The organism is Chryseobacterium jejuense, from assembly GCF_017877355.1.
Lineage (GTDB): Bacteria > Bacteroidota > Bacteroidia > Flavobacteriales > Weeksellaceae > Chryseobacterium > Chryseobacterium jejuense_A.
The window spans coordinates 375588-401189 of record NZ_JAGIPR010000002.1 but is presented as its reverse complement, the minus strand read 5'-3'; the positions used below and the strand labels follow the sequence as shown (position 1 = coordinate 401189).

The following is a 25602-nucleotide window of genomic DNA, read 5'->3' as shown; positions in this document are numbered from 1 at the left end:
TAAATCCAAATTAGGCCTTATATTTCCTCATAAACTGAGTAGGGGTCATTCCGGAATTTTTCCGGAAGACTCTTACAAAGTAGGAATATTCTTCATAACCTAGCCTGAAAGCAATCTCTACAAGGTTTTCATCGAGGTACATCAGCATTCTCTTAGCTTCAAGCACTACCCTTTCTGTGATAACTTCTGTAGCTGTTTTCTGCACTACCGCCTGTACGGTTCTGTTCAGATGTTTTGATGAAATGCCCAATAAAGACGCATAATAAGCAATGGATTTATGTTCAGTAAAATGTTGCTCGATAAGGCTTTCAAAGTCCTGATAATGCTTAAAATAGGAAAGTCCGGCAGAAGAGGTTAGTGTATCGAAGTCCTTTGAAAACAGCCGGGTTGAATTGATGAAAATCTGAGACATTAATGATAGAATAAGTCCATTTTTCATCAGATTGTTAGATAGATGCTCCCTTCCCAGTTCCTGAAACAAATGGATGTTCTTTTGCAATTCTACGACATCCAGTTGCAGTTTTCTAGGAAAAGATACTGAGCCGAAAAAAGGAAAATTTCTCAGTTTCTGATTCACATAATGCATTTCGTAAAATTCCTGGGAACAAAAGAAAATATACCCTTCTATATCTTCTGAAAGCTCCCAACTGTGAATCTGTCCCGGTGAGAGAAAAAACAAGCTTCCTTCCGAAACATCATACCGCTGAAAGTCTATCTCATGAACACCATTTCCGTGAGTAAAAAGAACAGCTGCATAAAAATCGTGCCTATGAGGTTTTTCTAGATGCTGATGTCCCACAATCAAATGGTTTTTCATCGTATTAAAATAAAAATCCGAAGGATTCTTACCCTGAAAAAGATCAATATGAAGAACGGAAATAGAATTCATCCTATAAATAAATGGATGATAAAAGTACTATAAATAAAGCCAAGCTACAAATCCAATACAAAAAAGGATCGACTATTGCCGACCCTCTTTATACTATTGAATGCTTATTATTTTATAACCAGTTTACTGTTGTATACTCCTTTGGAAGAGTTAATGCTGATTACATATACTCCTTTCGGTACATTAACATTCAGTTCCTTGGTATTATTTCCCTCACTCTGATAAGCTGACGAATAAATCAATCTTCCGCTTGAATCAAATAAAGTAACTTTCACCTCGCCTTTTATATTCTGAGATTTGATAAAGAAATTACCATCACTTGGATTTGGATATACTTTAATATCATCAGCTAATGGAGAAGAGGATACCTCTCTGGTATTTAAAGTTTCTGTCTGTTGAGTACATACTTCAAGTGCCCATCCTGTAATAGCCCCTACACTTCCCGGATTATTGTCTGATGCAAAAAGGCCCCATTCTCCTTGTGCTTTATGACCTTTAAAAATAGCTAAAGTTTCATACGATTTAGTTTCTCCCTGAACTGGCGAAGCGCAAGTAACAGCTGCTCCGGCATCACTAAATGCCGCTGTAATTCCGGAAGAATTGTTGCAGCTTCGGTTCCAAAATAAAGCAGAAGCTCCTGTCGGACTTTCAATACCCAAAGATAGGTGTCTTACATTCGGATGGGTAACAGCAGGTGTTATTTTAATCTTGGTAATAACTCCGGAATTATTTACCATTAAAGGGACTTTCACAATAGGTGATGATATATTGCTTCCTCCAGGACCATCTTTAATGGTTATCGGACCTCCGCTATAGGTATAAGTACTACAGTTTTCACCGGTTACACTATAATCTATCACAAAGCTTGGGCTCACTGCATAATAAATATTGTCAACAGCTTCTATCATAATAAAAGCATTGGCTGAAGTAGAGCCTGTAGGTATTGTTATCTGCTCATTACCATCATTAGGAGTGTTAGCCGCAACTACAGTAAATGTGTTTCCTCCATCCGTAGATAATTTGATATTAACATTTGCAGTATTAATCGGAGCTTGAGTGGTATTGGCAACATCCCAGGCCACATTGAAAGTATTCCCTGAACCTAATGACTGCCCAAAGGTAGGGCTTGTTATTTGAAAGGGACCAGCCTCTGCATTCACAGTAACGACTGTCTCATCTTTACTTGTTTGTGGCTCAATAGGATTATTATTTCTTGCTGTTAGTGTAAAATTTAAGCTTCTTGCTACTCCTGCCACAGATTCCCAACGAGTGGTAAGCACTCCGGCTAATACTTTATTAAAATCAGGAAAGTATCGAGTTGATGTGCTGATTGGTGGCAAAGATCTGAAGTTTGGCCCGGAAGGTTTTGTTAAATAAGCAACAGAGCTTGCTCCCACTACAGCATTTCCGGCAGCATCCATTTCCTCCCATGTGTATGTATATGATGAATTATTAGCATCAGATGTTGTTCCTTTCAGAACAAAAGGAGTAGATTTTGGAATAGTATAATCTGATCCGGCGTTAATTGCAGGAGCTGCTGTAGTAAAAGGAGTATTAACACCACAGGTAATCCCGTTTATTGTGTTCTTAATCTCCGTTACATTAAAAGTGTGATAATAATCATGGGAATTAAACTGAACATCTGTATTTCCTCCGGTAATTCCCGTATACGCCATAATAGTAGTTCCACTTCCAGGTTCTACTTCTGAGGTACCTGATCCATTTAAGTATGAAGAAAATGTGTGATTTGCTCCTAATTGGTGTCCCATTTCGTGAGCTACATAATCAATATCAAAAGTATCTCCTTCCGGAAAATTGCATGATGTATATCCTGCTGCTTTATAAGTATTACATATTACACCTAATCCGGCAACACCGTTCGCTCCTCTTTTATCAAATAAATGTCCCATATCATAATCTTCTTCACCAATACGTTCAGATATTGCATAATATGCTCCTATATGGTCATAATCATTACCATCATCTGTATCCGTTTCATCAAAAGGGTCAGTAGCGGGATCTAGGAAAACAATTATATCATTGTTAGCAATCAAATTAAAATGCAGTGACAAATCTTTTTCAAAAACGGCATTCATTCTGGTTAAGCTGGCATTCATTGCAGCCAATACCACTCCTTTTTTCTGTATATCTGTAGCATTAGCCGGAGTTCCTGCAGCATTCAAATGATATTGTGCATATTCTCCTGTACAGGTTATAGCCATTCTAAAAGTATTAACCCCCGCTGTTTTTTTATTTACAGCATTGTTTTTTTTTTCAACAGCATGTTTCGTCACGTCATCCATTGTGGAACATTCAAAAGGTTCTTTATCCTGTCCTCTTCTTGCATTAGAGTCAAAAACGGCGTATACTGTTCTGTCTTCTGTATAAACCTCTATAAATTCTGATATCCCGGAACGGGTTATCATAGAAGAAAACCCCACTGGAGACAAACTGAATCTTAAATATACGCTAGGATCTTCCAATGCAGTTCCTACATAGGATTTTATATCAGGATATTTTGCCTGTAGTTCAGGAGCCATATTAGAATACTCCCAAACCTGGAACTTTTCCAACCTACCTTTAGCAGTAGGAAGAGAAATAACAGCTCCTTTTTGACCTGAAAAGCGGGCAGGTGCACTTTTCAGAAGTTGTTTGAGCTGATTAGCATCAAGTGAATAAAGTCCTGAGAATTCGAGTTTTTCCTGACTTTTTTTAACTTTTTCGGTCCTAAGTTCGGTCCTTTTCCACTGTGAAAATCCCAGAAAAGGAATCATCAGTGCAAGAATAAAGAAATAATGTTTCATAATCATTGTAGGTTTTTGTGTTTCACTAAGTTATAAAAAATATCATTCCTCTTATATTTTTTTTCACGAAACAATGATATTTTATTTATTGATTAAAAAATCGGGTTATCACAGGACTTTGCAAGATATATTTGGATAAAACTTTAAAAAATTTTTATCTTTGAAGTTTAGGAGCTGTAAAATGAAAATAAACTTACCTGATAAACTGTATTACTCCATAGGAGAAGTCGCTAAGGCATTCGATGTAAACACTTCATTAATACGCTATTGGGAACAGGAATTTCCTATCATCAAACCTAAAAAGAATAAAAAAGGAAATCGCTACTTCACTCCTGAGGACATCAAGAACCTACAGATGATCTATCATTTGGTAAAAGAAAAAGGATATACATTGGATGGAGCCCGTGTTGCCTTGACTACCAATAGTAAAATTTCAGAAACCATCACCATTATTGACCGCCTTGAGTTTGTAAAAGCAGAGCTTTTAAAGCTGAAAGAATCATTAGGTGATAGAGACACTGAATAACCTCTTCAACTTTTCTTTAAATCATTCTACGCCAAAGAATACAAGGGATTAATTTTTAACAGATTACAATTTTTTGTATTCTAATATCAAGCATTTCAACCCTCGGCATTGCCATGCATGGTTTTTATCAATATGTTTATACATTATACATATGATGAGAAAAAACTATTACCAAAAACTGGCTTTTATGGTCATTTTACTGACTATTCTATTGGCTTTTCAGCAATATACAAGCAGGAATAAAGAACCTTTTCCTGATATAAAATTTATTGCCGGCACCTCAGTTACTGCTAACCTAACAGATTTTAATCCGAATATTTTAACTCCGGAAAGGTGGCAAAAGCTTGGTTTTTCTGAAAAACAGGTATCTACTATTCTTAAATATAAAGATATTGTAGGCGGAGCTTTTACATCCAAAGAGCAGCTAAAAAAATGCTATGCTATTTCTGATGAAAAATTTGAAGAAATAAAACCTTTCATTCTACTTCCTGAGGTTTCTGCAAAGGATAATTCAAAATGTATTAACAACTTTGAAAAGAAAGAAATTATAGTTTCCGGAAACTTCAATCCTGATCTCAAAACTTCCCATGACTGGATCAAAATGGGATTCAGTGAAAGGCAGGCCGAAGCTATTATAAAGTATAAAAATTATTTGGGTGGCAGCTTTATCAGTAAGGAGAAATTCAAAGAATGTTTTATCATTTCTCAGGAAAATTACAATAAACTGAAACCTTATCTACTGTTACCCTCAAAAACTCCTGAAAATTTTAAGACTTCCGGCTTCAATTATCCTGATAAGATAAAGGTACAATATTATACTTTTGATCCGAACCGCCTTGATGTTGAAGGGTGGAAAGCATTTGGTTTTTCAGATAAACAAGCTCAGACTATCGTCAATTACCGCGATAAAAATCTTCATGGCAGTTTTAAAAACATGGATGACATTCAAAAATGCTTTGTCATTTCTGCAGAAAAGTTTCAGGAGATGAGACCTTTTATTAAACTCAATCCCGAGACTATAAAGAAAGTGGAAATACAGCAGGAAAAAACGGATTTTTCAAAAACAGATCTCAACACTATTACGTTCAAACAGCTTATAGAATTTGGGTTGGATGAAAAAAGTGCCGGTTCTATGATTGGCTTTAGAAAAAAGCTAAGGGGTTTTGTTAATAAACAGCAGATTCTGGATACTTATAATATTGATAAAGAATTGGTTCAAAAATTAATATCCATTGCTCCATTGGATACCTCCAATGTTCCTAAATATACATTAACAGATGCTCCTGAAGATTGGCTTAAAGATCATCCCTATTTCAAATATTCCGCAGATAAAATCATATTCTACCGGACAACTTATCCTGATGATAAGAAAATTCTAAAGTTTCTGAAATTAAAACCTGAATATGAAGAAAGGATGAAGTTGTATTTAAAATAATATGGTATTGAGTAAACATATCATATCAACAAATAAGAACTCCCCAAAACAAGTACTACTATTTTGGAGAGTTCTAATCTGAAACATTGGTTTATATTTTAGTGATGCATATAATTACTAGGACCATTAGTTCCTTCAATTGATTCAGGAAGTATTCCATATTTGGAACGTAAATTAACTGTCCCAAGGGTTTTTCCGGTTGCAATTTCAATAACACTAATGGTACCGGAATTTAAGTTAGGAATATCAAGCAGGTTATTTTGTACTGCTACCACTTCTTTTCCTTTTTTAGTTTTAAAGAAAACCATGTGATGTGCTCCTTTATCTGCGGTAAGGGTTTTTAAAAGTTTTAGTTGCGGAAGATTACTGATATCAAAGACCAGAACTTTTCCAGGATCTGCAAAACTTACATAGAGTCTGTTGTTATCATCAATGTACATTTCGAGCGTCCAGCCTAATCCTTGGGTACTTCCATCAAATATTTTGGTAAAAGCATCATATTTCTTAGTGGCAGCATTGTATGGAGCAATCCAGATATCACCTCCAAGCATTGTTGTGGCAAGGGCATATTGTGGAAATTTTCCACGAAGCAATAAAACTTCGACAGGGCTGGATAAATCCGTTGGTGAGTCTGCAACCTGATAGGTTTCTTTTAATTCATAAGTATTCAGATCTATTAAGGTACAGGTGTTTCCAAAACCACTGGTAAGATCAGGGTGAATGGTAGAGGTTACCATCATGAGCCCTTTTTCTTCATTCACAGAAATACCATGTGGATACATAATAAATTTATTGGGATTGTCTTGAATTGGAGCTTTGATGGTTTTGATAAGTTGATTATTATTAGCATTAAAAACACCTACACTTCCATCCTTTAGGCCTCCTGCTCCACCCATAAAGGTCATAAAGAATCTTCCGTCATTGGTGAAGAATAAATTTTCTCCCACTGTATTCTCTCCAGTATCAATAGGTGTTGCACTTACTAATTTGGGCTGTCCTATTTTATCTTTTTCTGTTTTTATTTCATAAAGATAGCTGCCTCCCAAAGCCGTTGTATACAATTTGTTTTTGTTCTGATTGTAATAAAGATGATGAGGCAGAACACCAATACCTAACTCAAGTTTATTACTAATATTTCCAAAATCGGGAGCTTCAGGATCAAGCTCTATCACCGCTATACCATCTGACTGGCCTGTTAAACTTCTATAATCAATAAAAAAAGCAGTGTCGTGTGGAATCTCTGGATGATTTTCATGTTGACAATTAGAAAATATCATCAAAATAATGATAAATAGGGGAACTTGGTTAAATTTTAATTTCATGATTTTCAGTTATCTAGTTATTCATGTTATAAATATAATACAATTTCAATAAAAAATTGAAAATATTACACTTATTTGTGAATTTCATAAACATTAATTACTTAACCTTCTTTCCAATTGTTATTTCTGTACAAGAAGGAGCCTATTAATAACAACAGATACTAAAAAAGGTATTTATATACAATTTTACACCATTGTCATTCAATCTAAGTCATAGATGAGATTCTTCCTTCGTCAGAAATCGAAGATTATCTCCTTTTAGTTGATGAATATTATGCCGACGTAGTCAATGACAGTACATACTAACTAAATAATAAGCATCATGAAAATTTGTATATACGTCCCAAAAAAATAAGTAGGAAAATACTTCCTACTTATCATTTATAGCTTATTAATTATATAATCTTAATCGATTGTTTTACTTGAATCTGTGAGCAAAGTGTTTAATGACTTCAGCTCATCCTCTGTTAAGTCTCTCCATTTTCCGATTGGGAGATCAAGTTTGATATTCATGATACGAATTCTTTTCAGTTTTTTTACTTCGTAGCCAAGGTATTCACACATTCTACGGATTTGTCTGTTTAATCCTTGGGTAAGAATAATTCTGAAATTCATATCATCAATCTTTTCCACCTCACATTTTTTAGTCACGGTATCCAGGATAGGCACTCCATTTCTCATTTTTTCAAGAAATCTCGGATTAAGGGGCTTATCTACTCTTACGATATACTCTTTTTCGTGATTGTTTCTTGCACGCAAGATTTTATTTACAATATCACCATCACTGGTTAAAAGAATAAGCCCTTCACTGGGTTTATCCAGCCTTCCGATCGGGAAAATCCTTTTTGGGTGATTGATATAGTCTACAATATTATTCTTTTCACGTTTTGTATCTGTAGTACATACAATTCCTACAGGTTTATTGAAAGCAATATAAACAGGTTTTTCCTGTGGCTCTCTGATAGGTTTTCCATCTACTTCCACGAGGTCATCATCGGAAACTTTGGTTCCCAATTCAGGAATCTTCCCGTTAATCTTAATTCTTCCTTCTTCCAACAGCTTATCTGCTGCTCTTCTTGAACAGTACCCTACTTCTGATAAATATTTATTAATACGTGTCTTTTCCATTAGTTTCTACCGTAATTGATATCATTTTTCATTTGCTAAAAATCTAAAATCGTTACTTAAAAACTGATCTGTAGCATCTTCAATTTTATAATCTCCGATTTTCGTTCTTCTCAATTGTGTCAAATAAGCTCCTACTCCCAATTCCTGGCCAATATCATGGGCAAGACTTCTGATATAAGTTCCTTTTGAACATCCAACGGTAAAACTTATCAAAGGAAAGTCTATTGTAATATCATTGATATAATGAATCGTAGTTTTTCTGGATTTCATTTCCACTTCCTCTCCTGCTCTTGCCAGATTATAGGCTCTTTCACCATCAATCTTTATGGCAGAATACACCGGTGGTTTCTGTTCAATCTCTCCAACAAATTTTTCCAAAGCTTCTTTTACCTGCTCCTCTGTGATATGGGCAATATCCTGCTGAAGGATTTCCGGTTTTTCAGTATCATAGGATTCAGTTTGTACTCCTATTTTGATCTCCGTCCAATATTCTTTAGGCGCGTCCTGAATTTCAGGAATCTTTTTGGTGAATTTTCCGCAACAAACAATGAGAAGTCCAGTCGCTCTTGGGTCCAGGGTTCCTGCATGTCCTATTTTAAATTTTTTAGGAAGGTCAAACTCCCTTTTCAATTTATATTTCATTTTATTGACAGCCTGGAAAGAAGTCCAGTCCAAAGGCTTATCCAATAAAAATATGTATCCTGATTTCAGTTCTTCCGCCGTCATGAATGGATGATGAATGTTTTTTATTTAAAGAAATAAAAGTAGATTAATAAAGCCACTCCTACGAAAATACGGTACCATCCCCAAGGTTTGAAACCATATTTGTTAAGCACTCCAATGAATGCTTTGATCGCGATAAGTGCTACAATGAATGCCACAACGTTCCCAATTACAAAAATCATAATGTGATCCTGAGAAGCCATAATCATTTCATATCCCTTCTGAGGATTAGGAGTTTCCTTTCCCCATGTTTTTACAAAAACGGAATACACCGTTACGGCTAACATAGTAGGTACAGCAAGGAAGAAAGAGAATTCTGCAGCGGCTTTCCTGGTAAGCCCTTGTGCCATACCACCAATAATGGAAGCAGCACTACGGCTTGTTCCCGGCATCATAGCCAGACACTGCCAGAATCCTATGGTAATTGCTTTTTTTATAGTAATCCCTTTCTCATCATCAATAGTAGGATTTTTAAACCATTTATCCGCAAATAATAAAACAACACCTCCTAAAACCAATACAGAAGAAATAGCAATCTGATTCCCCAGAACAGCTTCAATTTTATCATCGAATAAATACCCCAACACCAATGCAGGAACTACGGCAAATGCCAGCTTAAAGTAAAACTGAATATTTTTCAAGTCGAAAAACTTCTTCCAATAAGCCACTACAACTGATAAGATGGCTCCAAACTGAATGGACACCTGAAACATTTTTAGAAATTCATCATCGGGCATGCCCAATAAATTGGCAGTGAATCCCATATGTGCTGTAGATGAGATAGGAAGATATTCTGTTAATCCCTCTACGATAGCAATAATAATCGCTTTAATTATATCCATAATTCTTTTACAAAAATTAAAAGATTAAGAGATTGAGATATTTAAAGTACGGGACTCTAAATACCTTAATCTCTTAATCTCAAAATATAAATTTTTATTTATTTTCTTTTTAAAATAGCGTAGACTTCTATTACAAAACCTATCACAACAAATAACGGAGCAATTCTGATCCTTCTGATAGAAAAGATATCGTCATTCCATGAATTGGGATCAAGTTTACCATCTACAGTATTAGCATCAGGCCCCATCATCAAAAGAAATCCAACCACAATAAATGCCAGCCCTATCAGCATCCATTTAAAGTTCTGCTGTCCGAAATAGAACGTGTTTTCCTGTGGTGCTTCTGCTTCACTTCCGAAGTCTGAAGCAGAAAATTTATTTGTTTTTTTGCTCATTTTTAAGAGTAATATAAATCGTCAACGTTTGATTTTAAGAATCTCCATGTTGCAAAAATAGTACTTAAGACAGAAATAAAAATTCCTACTCCCAACACCAAGATTACTAACCAGAAATACTGATTGTTGTCCTGTACAAAAGCTGATCCGATCTGGCTTGTGAAATAATACCAAACCCCTCCCAGAGCAAGAAGCCCGATTAAAGAACCTATAGCACCTAAAACAATTGCTTCAATGATAAAAGGCTTAAGAATAAATCTTCTTTTTGCTCCTACCAACTGCATGGTTTTAATAATAAATCTCTTGGAGAAAATTTTCAGACGGATCGAGTTGTTGATTAGCACTACAGCCAATACAAGGAACAGTAATGAAAATCCAAAAATCCATTTTAAGATTCTGCTCAGGTTATTGTAAACATCTACCATCAAAGTACTGTCATTCTTCACATCAATGATACCAGGAACTGATTTTATTACCTTGATTGCTTCATCAATTTTTGCAGGATCTACGTATTCAGGTTTTAAAGCAATTTCAATAGATGATGGGAAGATATTTTCTTCAAACAGTGCATCACTATCAATCCCCATACTTTTCTTAGCTTCCGTAGCGGCCATGCTTCTTGAAATATAGGTTGCTTTTTTTACAGGAGCTAATGTCTGTACCTTTTTAAAAGTTTCTTCCTCCATTTTTGCAATTTTTACAGAATCTTTAGCGTCATAATTTTCATCAAAGTAGGCGTTCACCACCAACTGCTCTTTGATATAGTCAGAATATTTCTGGGCATTAATTAAAATAAGCCCCATTAACCCTAACAAAAATAACACTAAGGCAATACTTATCACTACTGTAATATTGCTGGACCGAAGCCTTTTCTTATTAAACTCATCTACAGATTTAGCCATTAATATTAAAATTTTTGGCTAAAATAGAAAAAATCTTCCGAAATTTGGGAACGAAAAAGAGAAAATCACTGTTAATAAAATCATAAAAAACATTGAGTGTAAAAGCAAAAAAGCATCTTGGTCAACACTTTTTGACGGATGAAAACATCGCAAGGAAAATTGTAGAAGGTCTTAGTTTTGAGAGCTATAATAACATTATGGAAGTAGGTCCCGGAATGGGAGTTCTTACCAAATATCTTCTTGAAAAAGATCATAACATTTACCTTGCCGAAATTGATACGGAATCTATAGAATACCTGAAAAACAACTATTCTAAGGTTACGGAAAATACTTTTGTAGGAGATTTCCTGAAACAGGATTTTAATTTTATCAAAGATGAGCAGATTGCTATTATCGGGAACTTCCCGTATAATATTTCATCTCAGATATTATTCAAGATTGTAGACCATTATGAGTTGATTCCTGAAATGGTAGGGATGTTTCAGAAAGAGGTAGCTGAAAGAACTGCTGCCGTTCCAAGGACTAAAGACTATGGTATTCTTTCTGTTGTTATTCAGGCTTATTATGATGTATCCTATATGTTTACGGTACATGAAAATGTCTTCAATCCGCCACCAAAGGTAAAATCTGGCGTTATCCGTCTTACAAGAAACCCTAAAGAAGGTTTAGCCGGAAATGAGGTTCTTTTTAAACAGATTGTAAAGACCGGCTTCAACCAAAGAAGAAAAAAGCTATCCAATGCTTTGAAAACTTTAAATATTCCCGAAGCTTTAAAAGGTCATGAGTTTTTAGATAAAAGAGCGGAAGAACTCAGTGTATCTGATTTCATTCACTTCACAAATCTTTGGAAAGAAAACCAATAATATATATAACAAAGCTCCTTTAAAGAGGAGCTTTTATTGGTATTTGTATAAAGAGAGCCTTTCATCTGAAAGGCTCTCTTTTATTTATTATTCTCTGTTTTTCAACATGATCCAACCGGACCAGTTCATCTGAGTTTTAGATTTAGGATATTCGTAAGTAAACTTATACCAATATGTTGCAGAAGGCAATCTCTTGCCGACTAGAGTTCCGTCCCAAATCGGGGTTTCTTTTGTGAATCTGAACATCTCTACCCCATACCTGTCATAGATAGAACCTGTAAAGTTTTTGAACTGCCCCAAAGACTTCAGATCCAACACATCATTAATTCCATCATTATTAGGAGTAATAAAATTGTTGATCTGCAAAGTAAAGAAGTCAAAAGTTCCTATACAGTGGGTTCCTACTCTTCTCACCAGGATGGTATAATTGGTATTATCTAAAAGTCCTGTAAATACATTAGATTCCTGCCATGTAATTCCGTTATCAATAGAATATTCAAGACTGCTTGGTATATTATTCATTGGAGGGTTTACTGCAGAAACTGTCAGTGTCTTTTTAGATGTCTGATAATCTATTCCGATCACATAAGGAATAGCAGCTCCCATTACCTGAGCAGAGAAGATTTTTTTACAGTATCCGTTATCAATTTCAACTGTATAGATTCCCCATTTCTCTACATCTATCTTTTGTGTAGTAGCTCCTGTGCTCCATTTATATTTATAATTTTTTCCTGCACCTGCATCCAGGGTTACAAGGTCTCCATCACATATTTCAACGTCTTTTAAAGGACTTTTAATTTCAGGCACCACTTCAATTCTTATGGTTGCAGGGTTAAGAGATTTACATCCTTTTGCTCCTATTGCATATACAGTAAATACAGTAGTCTGATGTAGTGTAACCGTCTGTATATTGCCTGTTCCAGAGAAATTATCCCAAAGATAGGTATCTCCTCCTTCAGCCGTAAGCGTTACGCTTTCTCCCGGACATATTTGTATAGCGGATGTTTTCAGTTTGGCAACAGGGGTCTCTTCTCTAAATAATTTCAATTCAACTATTTTTCTACAAAAACCGCCATTTGAAACAACTACATGCAATATCTGGCCATCAGTACCATTATAGTTCAGAATATTTTGGATATAATTATTATTTTCAGCCAAAGCATCAGCCTGATTTTCATAAAATTTAAATACAGCTCCCGGCGTTGTGCTGATAGTTGGTTTAATGGTACTTAAATCAAATGTTGTAATATCCGGTGTACTACAAAGCAATAATGTGGCATCATGGGCAACAGGTGTTGTTCCTCCATGAATTTCAATGGAAGCTTTACCCGGACAAGGGTTTCCGGGAACACTTACTTCAATCGTATAGACTCCGGGCTGTGTAGCAGTAACAACGTTGGTTGTAGCATTAGGAATCAAAGTTCCGTTATAATACCATTGGTATAATAAGTTTGGATCATTTACAGAAGCGGTAAGCACCTGAGGTACGTTATCACAAACATTAATATCACTAGGCAATTTTGTTCCGCCAGGGCCTAAAAGGTCTACTCCAATATTAAAGGAACCTCCTTCCAAAAATACTGCAGAATCGAAACTATGGTCAAGATAATCTGCAATAACCATTTTAAAATGATATTCCTGTCCCGCTACTACATCAGCAATAGCTGTAAGAGGAACTGTTCTTCCGTTAAAATTGGTAACAACACTTGGAGTATTATACCCTCCAAAATACTGTTCATTAACAGCCCCACAGGTAGTTCCGATTGCCGGGTGAATATTGGTAATACTTACTGGTCCGGCTCCTCCCGGTAATATTGCCATATTCGTATAAGGGCCTCCTGATGTAGGCTTCAATAATATAATAAATGCATCTGCATATTTACAGGGAAATGTCCCCGTGTATTCATCAGATGCAATTAAATAATTAAATTTAATCTGAGAGGTTGTAGGAACAAAGTCAAATTCCAAAAGCACCGCGTCATTTAAATCATCTGCAGCTACACCAATAACCTGTGCCAGATCACTATCCGTACCTCCTCCATTGGTATCACTGTTACTGGATTCAAAGCTATTACCAGCCTTCCTTGCATACCCTGTAGAAAGCACAATCCCATCTTTAAAAGGAAAGTTGGTTGTTGCCTTATGGAAATACCCCCAGGCTCTATCAGCTTCTCCTACAGCATGATTAGGAGTAATTTTCACATTGGTTACATTCGGAGTAATACAAGTATTGGTTCCTGATGAAATCAATACATCTTTCACCAATTTTTCTATCGTAAAATTGGATTCCGGATATCCCGGAGCATTCACATCAATAAAAGCTCCTGCCTTTTTAGCCTGGGCAGACGCTTGTTTTTTTATGACTTGTCTGGGTTGTTGATTTTGAGAAAAAGAAAAATTTGAGATAAATAAAAAAAACAAACAAAGCGGTAGGTATCTTATCATAATATTTTTGTTTCAACAAATTTAATTTTTTTTTAAATATACAATACACATATTTGTATTTTTTATAAAAAAACTACAACATTTCAACCAACAATACACAATTAAAAGCAATATGACCATTTTTAACAAAATGATAATTCAAATTCAAAATATAATTTATAAAATTCACTACTATTCGAAAAATATATTAAAAACACCATCTATATTTAAGACAATAAACAACAGAACCCTCCAATAATGAAGGGCTCTACTGTTTATTTTAAATTATTTAATTATTTTAGTTTCTGTTTTTTAATAAAATCCAACCTGAACGCTCCTCTAATTTCTTATTTGCAGGATTTTCCCACTGAACCCTATACCAGTAAGTCCCTGTAGGCAAATTGATTCCTTTTAGAGATCCTCGCCATATAACATCTCCTTTTGTTGCCTTGAAGACCTCCGCTCCATACCTATCAAAAATAGAAGCTGCAAAATCTTTATATCCACTAATTCCGCTAAAGTCTATTGTATCATTTTTCCCATCCAAATTAGGAGTAATGGCATTGCTGAGTACGAAAGTGAAATAATCTATTGAAGTTCCACATTTTGCATTTTTCACTCTAACCATCAAATGATACATTGTATTATCCAAAACACCATTAAATACATTTGAATCTTGCCAGGTTACTCCATTATTTATAGAGTACTCCAAAGTTCCTCCTGTTGGATTACTTGCTGTAAGCGTCAGTATATTCTTATTATGTACAACATTGATAATTTCAGGTAGATCAGGATTGATAAGCTGCGCCGTAAAGACTTTAGAACATACACCGTTGCTGATAGTTACAGAATAAGTTCCGGCAATTTTTGTAGTAATCGTCTGTGTAGTAGCTCCTGTACTCCACAGGTACGTATAATTAAGCCCAGCTCCAGCATCAAGAGTTCCATTATCTCCTGCACATACATATACATTTTCCAATGTAGAAACAATGGCAGGAACTACTTCAATTTTTATCTTGGCAGGAGCGAGAGAGCTACATCCGTTTCCTCCTAATGCAAATACAGAATACTCTGTAGTAACTGTAGGCGTTACTACCTGCGTATCTCCGTTTCCGGTAAGCCCTACCCAATTGTAGGTAATTCCCCCTGTAGCGGTAAGAGTAACAGATTCACCGGCACATATTTTCACTTTATCCGCTGAAACCCCTGCTATCGGAGGCCCAACCTGAACTGTAACATTTACAGGGGCAGAAGCACATCCATTAGTTCCAACAGCAGTTACGGTATATACTGTAGTGCTTGTAGGAGACACGGTTTGTGTATTTCCGGTACCTGTAAGACCATTCCCCCAAATATAGGTAGTTCCACCAGATGCAGTTAAGGTTACTGATTCACCTTCACAAATACGGGATTGTGATGAAACCAAGGTTGCCACTGGCGCTACTTTATCCTGAGTTACTGTTACTGTTGCAGTATATGAACAACTCAGATTTCCCGGCTGGAATACATTTTTAACAGTTAATGTATAGGTTCCTCCTGCATTAACTACAGGAGTAAGAGTATTAAGCCCTGACAAAATACTTCCTCCAACTGTAGTCCAGGTAATGGTAGACCCTGCCGGTATTACAGAAGCAGATGCATTAAGTGTAATTTGAGGAGTTGTACAGGTAATCGTCTGCGGTGCAGCTATTGTTAAAGTGGTTTCTGAAGTTCTTAATAATTGCAGAGAAACTACATAACTACACCCCCCATTGCTAACCCTCACAAAGACGGTCTGGTTTGCGGAAATTGGTGAATATGTTGTAGGAGCTGCAATAAAATTACCATTACCGGCATTAGCATCGTTTTGATCCACATAATAGGTAAATGTAACCCCTGCAGCTGTAGTAATCTGCCCTTCTGATTCTTTAAGATTATAGGTTAGTCCCGGTTGATAGCACTTATGCAGAATAGCATTTTGTGCTGTAAATGGCTCTGACACTTCAATAGTGATAGTTGCCGGCGTAGCAGAAGCACATCCATTAGCTCCAATAGCAGTTACAGTATACGTTGTAGTAACTGTAGGTGATACGGTTTGTGTATTTCCATTTCCGGGAAGACCACCACCCCAATTATAAGTAGCTCCTCCTGAAGCTGTAAGTGTTATTGATTCTCCTTTACAAATTTTCAACTTAGGAGCTGTAAGTGATGGATTAGGCGGTGCACTATTTCCTGTCACCGTTACTGCTCCCACTGCTGTACAAGTAATATTTCCAGGCTGATACACCTGTGATATCGTCAATGTATAGGTTCCTGGTGCATTAATTACAGGATTTAAAGTATTTCCTCCTGAAACAATATTTCCTCCTGTAGTAGCCCAATTAAATGTTGCCCCGGCAGGGTAAACTGAAGCTGAAGCATCCAGTGTAATCTGAGAGTTAGCACAAGTTAATACTGTAGGAGGCACAATAGATACTGTCATTTGGGGAGCCTTCACCAGAGTCAGTTCAGCTACTTTTGCACAGAAACCATTCATAACTCTTACATAGACCTTTCCACCTGCACTTTGATAAGCAGCAGGATTAGGAATTGTATTGGCATTTCCCGCATCTGCATCGGCCTGTGTTGTATAATAAGTAAAGACCGCACCTGCTGTTGTGCTTATGGCTGGCTGCGCTATAGGTAAATTAAAGGTAGGATTTCCGGCAACATAACAAGCAGTTAATGTAGCATTCTGTACTGTAGGAGAAGTCCCTCCTACAACAGTAATACTTGCTTCTCCCGGACACGAACTTCCCTGTATAAACACTTTAACAGTGTACACACCAGGCTGTGTTGCCGTATAACTGGCATTGGTTGCTCCGGAAATAGGATTATTATTTAAGAACCATTGATAGGTTACATTAGGCACCTGAACGGAAGCTGTGAAAGTTTGTGGGGTATTATCACACATATTCACCGAGCTTGGAAGCTTCACTCCACCAGGACCAAGAATATTTACCCCCAAATCAAATGATCCCGCATCTAAAAATACAGCTGAATCATAATTAGGATCCTGAAAATCAGCTAAAACCATTTTAAAATGATAGGTTTGCCCGGGAACTACAGTTGCTTTTGCCGTTAAAGGAATGGTACGACCCTCAAAATTAGTTTCAATCTTAGGAATACTATTGGTCCCTCCATAATAAGCTTCATTCTTAGGTAAGCAATTAGGATACCCTGGACGAATATTCGTTACACTCACTGGTCCTGCACCCCCTGGAAGTACGGCTAAATTAGTATAGGTAGGATCTCCAACTTTTTTCAAAAACAAAGCAAAACCGTCTGTAATATTACATGGGAAATTATCCTGATATTCTTTAGAAGCAAATAAATATTTAAAAGTAATTTCAGAGGAAATAGCAACAAAATCAAACTCTATATAGGTAGCATTCTTCAGTTTGTCTGGAGGAATACCTAAAGCACCCGCCAGGTCATCATCTCCTCCTGTTCCCAGATCATCATTAAGGTCAGCAACTGGGAAATTTCCTGCATTTTTAGCAAATCCCGTAGAAAGAACAATCCCTTTACTGAATGGAAAATTTGTAGTTGCTTTATTAAAATACCCCCAGCTTCTGTTCTGATTAGATGGAGGCAAATTCGGATACACTACCACATTGCTTACATTATTACTGGCACATCCCCCTCCTGAGATAAGGACATCCTTTACAAGCTGAGTGATACTGTAAGAAGACTCAGGATAATTGGAAGTGTTTATATCTATAAAGGCTCCAGCTTTAGCAGCAGCACCATTATTTTTTGGGAGCACGCTCTTTTTTACCACTCTGTCCTGGGCAAAAATAAAGGTTCCTATAAAAACAAAAAATAACACTAAAAATAAACTTCCTTTCCTCCTATTTAACATTTTATATTATTTTAAACAAAAATACTATTTTTTTTGATTGAAATTCAATTTAACATTATTTACATTATTACTAATTCAAATTTATTTATCGTAGAATATCAACTTTATTTATTTTAATCTCATAAAAAAAGACTGACAAAACAGTCAGTCTTTCAATTCTCATTTTAAATTATTCTATATTTTTAAGCAGGATCCAACCTGTTTTCATAGTTAGCAATTTGCTCGCAGGATCTTCAAAGGTAACCTGGTACCAATATGATGAAGACGGCAATCGTTTACCCTGGAAGTAACCATCCCAATACGGCCTTACCTTCTCAGCCTTGAACACTTCTTTTCCGTAACGGTCAAAGATTTTACCACTGAAATCCTTATATCCGATTATTCCTCTGAAATCAATAAGATCATTGATATTATCACCATTCGGAGTAATTACATTTTTCATCACAAAAGTAAAGTATTCAATAAAGCCTACACAGCTTGTATTCTTCACTCTGACACGAATGGAAATGATTTCATTTTTAGGCACATTTGCAAATATATTGGAAGTCTGCCACGTAAGTCCGTTATCTACAGAATATTCCAATATCCCATTACTAGGGTTACTTGCCGTAAGAATCATCGTTCCTCTGTCATTATAATTAATATTAATAATTTCAGGGACAACAGCTTTTATAACCTGCGTTTTAAATTCTTTAGAACAAACTCCATTATTGATGGTTACTGTATATTCTCCTGGCTTATTTACTGAAATAGACTGTGTTGTTTCACCTGTATTCCATTCATAGGTATATCCCGGACCAGAACCTGCATCTAAAACAATTCTGTCTCCTTCACAGATATGGCCACCCTTTAATGCAGAAACAATAGCTGGCACTACCTCTACAGTAACTTCTGCCGGCTTTGCAGACTTACATCCCTGAGCTCCGATAGCATATACAGAATAGGTTGTTGTTTTCGTTGGGCTCACAGTTCTTGTTCCATCTGTAATAGAAGCTGTATCTTTCCATTCATAGGTTACCCCACCCGTTGCTGTCATTAGTACAGATTCTCCTAAACATATCTTCAGTTTTGCAACATTCAGGCCAGCAGTAGGGGTTGCTTCCTTATTCAGAGTAAGCGTTGCCATTCTGCTACAAAATCCTCCGTTAGTTACAAGGACATGTAATACCTGGCCATCCGTTCCATCATAGGTGGTTGGATTTTTAATATAGTTATTATTTTGAGCCTGTGCATCTGAAAGAGTCGTATAAAAACGAGTTACTGCTCCCGGCGTTGTCGTTATCATAGGGATTGCAGTCTCTAAATTAAAAGTAGTAACGGTAGGGGTTGTACAAAGCTTAAGAACTGCATTTTGTACTGTAGGACTCGTTCCTCCTATAACGGTAATTTTAGCTTCTCCCGGACACTGGCTTCCAGGGACCATCACTTTTATGGAATACACTCCCGGCTCAGTGGTAACGTAAGCAACACTGGTTGCTCCTGGAATTAAAACCCCATCTTTATACCACTGGAAGGTCATTCCCGGAACCAATTCCAACTGAGCTTTTAATGTCTTAGGAGTATTATCACACATATTGATAGTAGGTGGAAGGTTTGCCCCGGTTTCATCTACAATTTTAACCCCGATGTCAAATGATCCTCCTTCCAGGAAAACAGCAGAATCTAAGCTATGATCTTTAGCATCTGCTATAACCATTTTGAAATGATAAGTTTCTCCAGGAATTACAGTCGCAATAGCAGTCAAAGGAATAGTTCTCCCAGCATAATTGATTCCTACGTGGGGGGTATTAATTCCTCCAAAATAAGCCTCATTAATCGGACCACAAGAGAAGTTAGGTCCTGCTGGAACAATATTCGTAGCACTCACCGGCCCGGCACCTCCAGGTAGAACTGCTAAATTAGTATAAGTAGGATCACCTACTTTTTTCAGCAAAAGTGCAAATGCATCTGAGAAACCAGTACATGGATAACCTCCGGAATACTCCTCAGAAGCAAATATATAATTGAATCTTACCTGAGTAGAATTAGGAACAAAGTCAAATTCAAGCGCTACTGCATCTTTCAATTCTACCGTAGCGTTAGTAGCCGCCACAAGATCAGGATCACTCCCCGAGCCAGGTTCTTTACTCATATTATCATTAAAGCTATTTCCTGCATCTTTTGCATAACCGGTAGTTAATACAATTCCATCCTTAAAGGGAAAATTTGCGGTTCCTCTGTTAAAATACCCCCAAAATCTATTGTCATCAAATATGGTATGGTTAGGAGATACTGTAACATTGGTAATATTTGCTGTCGTACAGGTACTTCCTCCATTAATCAGAATATCTTTTACCAGCTGTTCCGGGAAATAACCTGTTGCCGGATAAGGCGCAACATTCACATCTATAAAATTTCCGGCTTTCAAACTTGCCCCTGTAGGTTTTATTTTTGCAGGCTTTCTGCTAGGACCAACCTGTGAGAATACAGAAGCAGAAGTAAGTAAAAAAGCCAAAAGAAAAAAGTAGTGTTTAAATCTATAATGCAACATTTTAATTTGATTTTGTTCAAATGTAGCAAAAATAACAATATCAAATCAGCATTTCACATACATATCAATCACTTTTTAGTAAAAATTCACAATAAATATATTTTATTTTTAAACTAATTGTAAATAAAAAGATATTCCATCATAAAAAAAACAGATCAATTGTATTAACCTGTTTTTTATGATTGATTTATTTCAAAGACTCTTTATTCTTCCTTTTTTAATTCATCAATTTCATTCCGAAGTTGAGCAATAATATCCTTCAATGCCTTTATTTCATTTTTATTTGAATTTACATTGCTTTTCAGGATCACATTTTTGGCCTTTTCATTGTGATCTTCTTCATCTTCTTCTTCATTAATTTCTTCTATATCTTCACTAATTTCCTCAATGTCTTCCTGGATATCTTCTATATCTTCATTAATCTCTTCAATATCCTCACTAATTTCTTCAATATCCTCGCTAATTTCCTCAATATCTTCCTGAATGTCTTCAATATCCTCCTGAATATCTTCAATTTTTTCATGACTTTTATTTACAGACATCTGAATGAAGATCGCCAGATAAATAGCTTCCAGAGAAAGTACTGTAGTAAGAATCAGAAGCATTTTATCAAAATCAACAATATGCAGCATCGGAAGCAAAAACGAAGTAAGAAACAAGAGAGTATGCACTATCAGAGACTGAATAGATCCTATCCATGAGGTTATACTGTCTGCTATTTTTTCCAGAACTTCTGCTTTTTCATTATATTTTTTCATCCTTTTAATTTTTACAACAGTTCCTTAGTTACTCCTAATCCAAACAGGGCAAAATCATATTTTGCAGGATCTTTATCATCAAATTTTCTGATGGTAATATCCAATTCTTCCACTGTTTTCCAGTCATTTTGTGTTCTTTCCAGCAATCCCAGCTTTCTTGAGATATTTCCGGTATGTACATCTAATGGAATAGACAGATATTTCTGATCAATATCTTTCCAGATTCCAAAATCTACTCCACGCTTGTCCTTACGCACCATCCATCTCAGAAACATAATGATTCTCTTAGCTGAAGAGTTCTTGTAAGGCGAACTGATATGTTTATGGCTTCTATGTTTTTCCATCTCCAGAAAACTGTTTCTGAATCTTTCTATTGCGTGCTGAAAATTGGTTTCAGATTCTTTTACTTTAAATAAATCTTCCAGGCTTTCATTCTCTGTATAAATTCTATTGAACTGCTTGATAAAATAAGAAAAATCTTCTCCATTAAAGGTTCTGTGAATGCTTTTATCCTGAATATCTTTTACATCTTTTTCAGAATAATTCATCACAAAATCATAAGGAGAATTCCCCATAATATCCAATATTTTATTGGCAGAATTGATAATCGATTTTCTATTCCCCCACGAAATGGTTGCTGCCAAAAAACCTGCAATCTCAATATCCTGCTTTAATGAGAAACGATGCGGAATCTGTATTGGGTCATTTTCTATAAAATCAGGAGCGTTGTATTGGTCTGCCTTTTCATCCAGAAAACTTCTAAGCTCTTCAAACTTCAACATAATTTTTTCAAATTTTTACACTTTCCAGAGCTTTTGGAAGGAATGAATTAGGGAAAATGTTTCGGGCCTCATCAGTAAACACTGTTAAATCTGCATATCTATTAGAGAAATGCCCCAGGATAAGCTTTCCTACCTGAGCCTTTTGAGCAATTGTTGCCGCTTCTAATGCAGTGGTATGTCCTGTATAATCTGCCATTTCCTTCAAATCATGCAGGAAGGTAGATTCATGATACAGAACCGTAACATTTTTAATAATTGGAATAACACTTTCAAGATAACGGGTATCGCTACAGAATGCATAAGATACAGATGGGGTCGGATCGAGAGTCAATACCTCATTTTTAAGAATATAACCATCACTTAGTACGAAATCTTTCCCTGCTTTTATGTTGTGATAATCACAGCTTTCAATTTCACTGTACTTGGCAATCTCTTTCATATTCAAATGCCTGTCTTTAGGTTTTTCTTTAAAAAGATAACCGTTACAGTAGATTCTGTGATCCAGAGGAATCGTATACACTTCTACCCTATTGTCTTCATAGATCTTTTCTGAATAGTCTTTATCCAGTTCATGATAAACCACCTCAAAACCACGATGGGTTTCTGTAATCTGGAAAATAGTTTCCATCATCTTTTTGATTCCTTTGGGACCATAAACATGTAAGGGATTATCCCGTCCTAAAAGTCGAAAAGAGGCAATAAGTCCCGGAAGTCCAAAACAGTGGTCTCCGTGAAGGTGAGAAATAAAAATATGGTTAATTTTTGAAAATCTGGCTTTTGCTTTTCTCAGCTGCACTTGTGTTCCTTCCCCACAATCGATCAGGAAGTGCCTTTCTTCCATTTCCAGCAGCTGGGCTGTGGGTGAGGAGTTGATAGTCGGAATCGCTGAATTAAAACCTAATATTGTTAAATAAGTACTCAAATCAATAGTTTCTTGTAACAAATGTACGACAGAAATTTTAAAACATATATTTTACCTTTACATTTCAACAGGAAATGCATAAAAAAAGTCATTTCCCCTTCATGGAAAAATGACTTTTATTTATCTGTTATATTGATTATTTTACTTTTAAAAAGTCCATAAACAGATCCAGTGCCTGCTTCCGGTGGCTGATCTTGTTTTTATCTTCCGGTTCCATTTCTGCAAAGGTTCTGTCATATCCTTCAGGAACAAAGATCGGATCATACCCGAATCCTTTTACTCCTTTATTTTCTGTCAATAGATTTCCATAAACTCTTCCTTCAAAATATTGGGCTCCGTTTTCATCATAATAGCATAAAACAGTAACGAAGTAAGCTTTTCTGTTTTCTATTCCCTGCATTTCTTCCAAAACTTTTTCGATATTTTTAGCAAAATCGTGATCTCCGGCATAACGGGCAGAAAATATCCCAGGTCTACCGTCTAAAGATTCTACAACAAGTCCGCTATCATCCCCCAAACTTGGAACCCTTGTCTTTTCAAAACAATATTTAGCTTTGATAAGGGCATTGGCATGAAAAGAGTCTCCGTCTTCTACAATTTCTTCGTGAATATTATAATCCGTAAGGCTTTTAACGATACAATCATCCCCTAAAATCTGCTGAATCTCTTCTTTTTTATGCTCGTTGTGTGTAGCTACCAATAATTCCATTTCTATATTCATTTTCAATTTTACTTTTTAACTGCTGTTGATTACATTTCAGAATAATGCACTTTATATCTCTTCATAAAAAGATAGTAGAACAAAGAAAAAAGTACAATTCCTACAGCCAAAATCAACCATTCTGAAACATTAAAAACTTTTGCAAAGCTTTCATCTTTACCATACAGTACCAATAATGACAATGTCAGATTATTAAATGCATGCAACAATATCGGCATCAGTAAAGATTTTGTTTTATGATATACCAATCCTAACACGCACCCCAGCATCACAGCACTGATGAATTGCCATGGGTTTCCATGAACTACTCCAAAAATAATGGATGCATATAAAATAGCCTTCCATGGTGTCACTCCTTTATTAATTAATCCTTTCTGAATAATCCCTCTGAAGATAATCTCTTCAAAAATGGGTGCCATAATTACCGTCATGATAATCATCACCACAGGATTATCGGTTAGCTGGCTCATAAGTTGAATGAAATATTCATAAAAGTCTCCGAAAAAGGGACCTGATGTAGGAATCAGCGTTGTGGTAAACTCTGAAATAAACATCATCCCGGCCATCATCGGAAAAATAAGGAGGTACGTATAAAAATTAACGGATGAAAGATTGAAATTAAGTTTCTTTTGGGTAGTTCTTCTCACAATAAAAAAATCGAAGAAAGCAATGGCAGTAATGAATCCTACAGAATTGGCTACCATGAGAAACCAATCTTTCAACTCAAGATTTTCTTTGAAAGCCACTTTCCAAAAGGTACTGAATAAAGACACAGCCATCGTTCCCACAAATAACCCAACCACTAAAGTAACAGCGCCCAGCCATGTGAAAGTAAACTTCGGATACCTGCTATTTTCCATTCTTTTTTCTGTAAAAATTTATTGAAACAAAGATAATTTTTTTGAATGCTACAGGCAACTAAAAAAGAAAATACTTAAATTAGCCCCAGTACCATGAATATCATAAAAACAAATACAGCAATTCCTTTCGCCGGTGTTGAATCTAAAATTAACAGGTTGGCCACTTTCATTCTTCAGTCCACTTTTTTCGGGATGCTGTTTTTATTATTCAGCCTTCTTATCCTCGGTCCCGTTTATGGAATCTATAAAAGAGGATCTGAAACTATGCTTTCACCTGCATTGATATGCTGGGGAATTTCACTTCTTATCTTAATTCCTGCTACCCGGTACTATATCATAAAGAGAAAAAATCTTTCAAGGAAGATCGTTGTTGATAATACCGGACTTTTATTTTACAATTCAAAAAATGAAATCGTAGAACAGATATTGTACACAGAGCTTCGTTCCTCAAATCAAGATTTTGATATTTATACGGTAACAACAGTTGGAGGGAGCATTGTTCCTTTTCTTGAAGTAACCTTAAAACATGGAAAAAAAGAAGAAACGAGAAGACGTATTGATATGAACCTTCCCCTTCATGTTGTAAAGAACAAATTTACTTTATATGCCCATTTTATGCATGGAATTACGGTTTTTCGTCCGGATTTAAAAATAGATCCTATGGCTCTCAGTAGCTTTTCTATTGATCCTACTACCTGGAAAGTCAATAGCAAAGGAACTTCATTAGGAGGCTGGCTTTTAATTCTTGCAGTATTTGTGATCAGTGGAGCCATTTTTGGTCTTGTATTTTTATTAGCTGAATTAAAAAATTGATCGTAAAATATTAATTCTATTTCTGCCTTTTCAGCCTGAATCTCAAAAACACTGATTCCTCCACCAACATTCCCGTAATT

General features: G+C 35.9%; 20 protein-coding genes. 4 read left to right on the top strand and 16 right to left on the bottom strand.

Annotated elements, in window-relative coordinates:
- Positions 1-10: 10 nt before the first annotated feature.
- On the bottom strand, positions 11-889 hold the full coding sequence (locus J2772_RS05545) for an AraC family transcriptional regulator (RefSeq protein WP_209914146.1): 879 nt from the start codon (positions 887-889) through the stop codon (positions 11-13).
- Positions 890-996: 107 nt separating this feature from the next.
- Positions 997-3693, bottom strand: a complete 2697-nt coding sequence (locus J2772_RS05540) for a reprolysin-like metallopeptidase (RefSeq protein ID WP_209914143.1) — start codon at positions 3691-3693, stop codon at positions 997-999.
- Between the two features lie 181 nt (positions 3694-3874).
- On the opposite strand from J2772_RS05540, the gene J2772_RS05535 reads away from it, so the two are divergent.
- On the top strand, positions 3875-4219 hold the full coding sequence (locus J2772_RS05535) for a MerR family transcriptional regulator (protein ID WP_066693449.1): 345 nt from the start codon (positions 3875-3877) through the stop codon (positions 4217-4219).
- Positions 4220-4406: 187 nt separating this feature from the next.
- The gene (locus J2772_RS05530) at positions 4407-5654 is read left to right on the top strand and encodes a helix-hairpin-helix domain-containing protein (RefSeq protein WP_245365150.1); all 1248 of its coding nucleotides are present in this window, start codon (positions 4407-4409) and stop codon (positions 5652-5654) included.
- 98 nt (positions 5655-5752) lie between these two features.
- Here the strand turns inward: J2772_RS05530 and J2772_RS05525 are convergent, their stop codons facing one another.
- The 6 genes from J2772_RS05525 to J2772_RS05500 form a co-directional block, all read right to left on the bottom strand.
- Complete coding sequence (locus J2772_RS05525) at positions 5753-6976, bottom strand: YncE family protein (protein WP_209914140.1); 1224 nt, start codon at positions 6974-6976, stop codon at positions 5753-5755.
- Positions 6977-7381: 405 nt separating this feature from the next.
- Positions 7382-8104, bottom strand: a complete 723-nt coding sequence (rluF, locus tag J2772_RS05520; protein WP_045494868.1) for a 23S rRNA pseudouridine(2604) synthase RluF — start codon at positions 8102-8104, stop codon at positions 7382-7384.
- A 21-nt stretch (positions 8105-8125) separates the two neighbouring features.
- Complete coding sequence (truB, locus tag J2772_RS05515; protein WP_209914136.1) at positions 8126-8830, bottom strand: tRNA pseudouridine(55) synthase TruB; 705 nt, start codon at positions 8828-8830, stop codon at positions 8126-8128.
- A gap of 20 nt (positions 8831-8850) precedes the next feature.
- Complete coding sequence (locus tag J2772_RS05510; RefSeq protein ID WP_209914133.1) at positions 8851-9669, bottom strand: undecaprenyl-diphosphate phosphatase; 819 nt, start codon at positions 9667-9669, stop codon at positions 8851-8853.
- A gap of 98 nt (positions 9670-9767) precedes the next feature.
- The gene (locus J2772_RS05505; RefSeq protein WP_209914131.1) at positions 9768-10064 is read right to left on the bottom strand and encodes a DUF3098 domain-containing protein; all 297 of its coding nucleotides are present in this window, start codon (positions 10062-10064) and stop codon (positions 9768-9770) included.
- Between the two features lie 2 nt (positions 10065-10066).
- Positions 10067-10966, bottom strand: coding sequence for a cell division protein FtsX (locus tag J2772_RS05500; RefSeq protein ID WP_209914128.1), 900 nt, complete (start codon positions 10964-10966; stop codon positions 10067-10069).
- A 92-nt stretch (positions 10967-11058) separates the two neighbouring features.
- Between J2772_RS05500 and rsmA the strand changes: the two genes are divergently transcribed.
- Positions 11059-11829, top strand: coding sequence for a 16S rRNA (adenine(1518)-N(6)/adenine(1519)-N(6))-dimethyltransferase RsmA (rsmA, locus tag J2772_RS05495; protein WP_209914126.1), 771 nt, complete (start codon positions 11059-11061; stop codon positions 11827-11829).
- A gap of 87 nt (positions 11830-11916) precedes the next feature.
- Here the strand turns inward: rsmA and J2772_RS05490 are convergent, their stop codons facing one another.
- The 8 genes from J2772_RS05490 to J2772_RS05455 form a co-directional block, all read right to left on the bottom strand.
- Complete coding sequence (locus tag J2772_RS05490; protein ID WP_209914123.1) at positions 11917-14274, bottom strand: choice-of-anchor L domain-containing protein; 2358 nt, start codon at positions 14272-14274, stop codon at positions 11917-11919.
- A 277-nt stretch (positions 14275-14551) separates the two neighbouring features.
- The gene (locus tag J2772_RS05485) at positions 14552-18136 is read right to left on the bottom strand and encodes a choice-of-anchor L domain-containing protein (protein ID WP_209914121.1); all 3585 of its coding nucleotides are present in this window, start codon (positions 18134-18136) and stop codon (positions 14552-14554) included.
- 169 nt (positions 18137-18305) lie between these two features.
- Positions 18306-20630, bottom strand: a complete 2325-nt coding sequence (locus J2772_RS05480; protein ID WP_245365148.1) for a choice-of-anchor L domain-containing protein — start codon at positions 20628-20630, stop codon at positions 18306-18308.
- 239 nt (positions 20631-20869) lie between these two features.
- The gene (locus J2772_RS05475) at positions 20870-21424 is read right to left on the bottom strand and encodes a DUF1003 domain-containing protein (protein ID WP_209914116.1); all 555 of its coding nucleotides are present in this window, start codon (positions 21422-21424) and stop codon (positions 20870-20872) included.
- A gap of 11 nt (positions 21425-21435) precedes the next feature.
- Entirely contained in the window at positions 21436-22206 is a 771-nt protein-coding gene (locus J2772_RS05470) for a TIGR02757 family protein (RefSeq protein WP_410494387.1), read from the bottom strand.
- Between the two features lie 7 nt (positions 22207-22213).
- Positions 22214-23128: a ribonuclease Z gene (locus J2772_RS05465; RefSeq protein ID WP_209914114.1), complete on the bottom strand. Its 915-nt coding sequence runs from the start codon at positions 23126-23128 to the stop codon at positions 22214-22216.
- A gap of 136 nt (positions 23129-23264) precedes the next feature.
- Complete coding sequence (gene rdgB / locus J2772_RS05460) at positions 23265-23849, bottom strand: RdgB/HAM1 family non-canonical purine NTP pyrophosphatase (RefSeq protein WP_245365147.1); 585 nt, start codon at positions 23847-23849, stop codon at positions 23265-23267.
- A 29-nt stretch (positions 23850-23878) separates the two neighbouring features.
- Complete coding sequence (locus tag J2772_RS05455) at positions 23879-24709, bottom strand: CPBP family intramembrane glutamic endopeptidase (RefSeq protein ID WP_209914111.1); 831 nt, start codon at positions 24707-24709, stop codon at positions 23879-23881.
- A 93-nt stretch (positions 24710-24802) separates the two neighbouring features.
- Between J2772_RS05455 and J2772_RS05450 the strand changes: the two genes are divergently transcribed.
- On the top strand, positions 24803-25522 hold the full coding sequence (locus J2772_RS05450; protein ID WP_209914108.1) for a hypothetical protein: 720 nt from the start codon (positions 24803-24805) through the stop codon (positions 25520-25522).
- Positions 25523-25602: the final 80 nt, after the last annotated feature.

What these genes read in the sequence shown, in the direction of transcription:
- J2772_RS05540 (WP_209914143.1), bottom strand. Translation starts at nt 3,693, where the DNA reads ATGAAACATTATTTCTTTATTCTTGCACTGATGATTCCTTTTCTGGGA.
- J2772_RS05490 (WP_209914123.1), bottom strand. Translation starts at nt 14,274, where the DNA reads ATGATAAGATACCTACCGCTTTGTTTGTTTTTTTTATTTATCTCAAAT.
- J2772_RS05535 (WP_066693449.1), top strand. Translation starts at nt 3,875, where the DNA reads ATGAAAATAAACTTACCTGATAAACTGTATTACTCCATAGGAGAAGTC.
- J2772_RS05510 (WP_209914133.1), bottom strand. Translation starts at nt 9,669, where the DNA reads ATGGATATAATTAAAGCGATTATTATTGCTATCGTAGAGGGATTAACA.
- rdgB (WP_245365147.1), bottom strand. Translation starts at nt 23,849, where the DNA reads ATGAATATAGAAATGGAATTATTGGTAGCTACACACAACGAGCATAAA.
- J2772_RS05450 (WP_209914108.1), top strand. Translation starts at nt 24,803, where the DNA reads ATGAATATCATAAAAACAAATACAGCAATTCCTTTCGCCGGTGTTGAA.
- J2772_RS05455 (WP_209914111.1), bottom strand. Translation starts at nt 24,709, where the DNA reads ATGGAAAATAGCAGGTATCCGAAGTTTACTTTCACATGGCTGGGCGCT.
- J2772_RS05500 (WP_209914128.1), bottom strand. Translation starts at nt 10,966, where the DNA reads ATGGCTAAATCTGTAGATGAGTTTAATAAGAAAAGGCTTCGGTCCAGC.
- J2772_RS05470 (WP_410494387.1), bottom strand. Translation starts at nt 22,206, where the DNA reads ATGTTGAAGTTTGAAGAGCTTAGAAGTTTTCTGGATGAAAAGGCAGAC.
- truB (WP_209914136.1), bottom strand. Translation starts at nt 8,830, where the DNA reads ATGACGGCGGAAGAACTGAAATCAGGATACATATTTTTATTGGATAAG.
- J2772_RS05475 (WP_209914116.1), bottom strand. Translation starts at nt 21,424, where the DNA reads ATGAAAAAATATAATGAAAAAGCAGAAGTTCTGGAAAAAATAGCAGAC.
- J2772_RS05530 (WP_245365150.1), top strand. Translation starts at nt 4,407, where the DNA reads ATGGTCATTTTACTGACTATTCTATTGGCTTTTCAGCAATATACAAGC.
- J2772_RS05485 (WP_209914121.1), bottom strand. Translation starts at nt 18,136, where the DNA reads ATGTTAAATAGGAGGAAAGGAAGTTTATTTTTAGTGTTATTTTTTGTT.
- J2772_RS05545 (WP_209914146.1), bottom strand. Translation starts at nt 889, where the DNA reads ATGAATTCTATTTCCGTTCTTCATATTGATCTTTTTCAGGGTAAGAAT.
- J2772_RS05505 (WP_209914131.1), bottom strand. Translation starts at nt 10,064, where the DNA reads ATGAGCAAAAAAACAAATAAATTTTCTGCTTCAGACTTCGGAAGTGAA.
- rluF (WP_045494868.1), bottom strand. Translation starts at nt 8,104, where the DNA reads ATGGAAAAGACACGTATTAATAAATATTTATCAGAAGTAGGGTACTGT.
- J2772_RS05525 (WP_209914140.1), bottom strand. Translation starts at nt 6,976, where the DNA reads ATGAAATTAAAATTTAACCAAGTTCCCCTATTTATCATTATTTTGATG.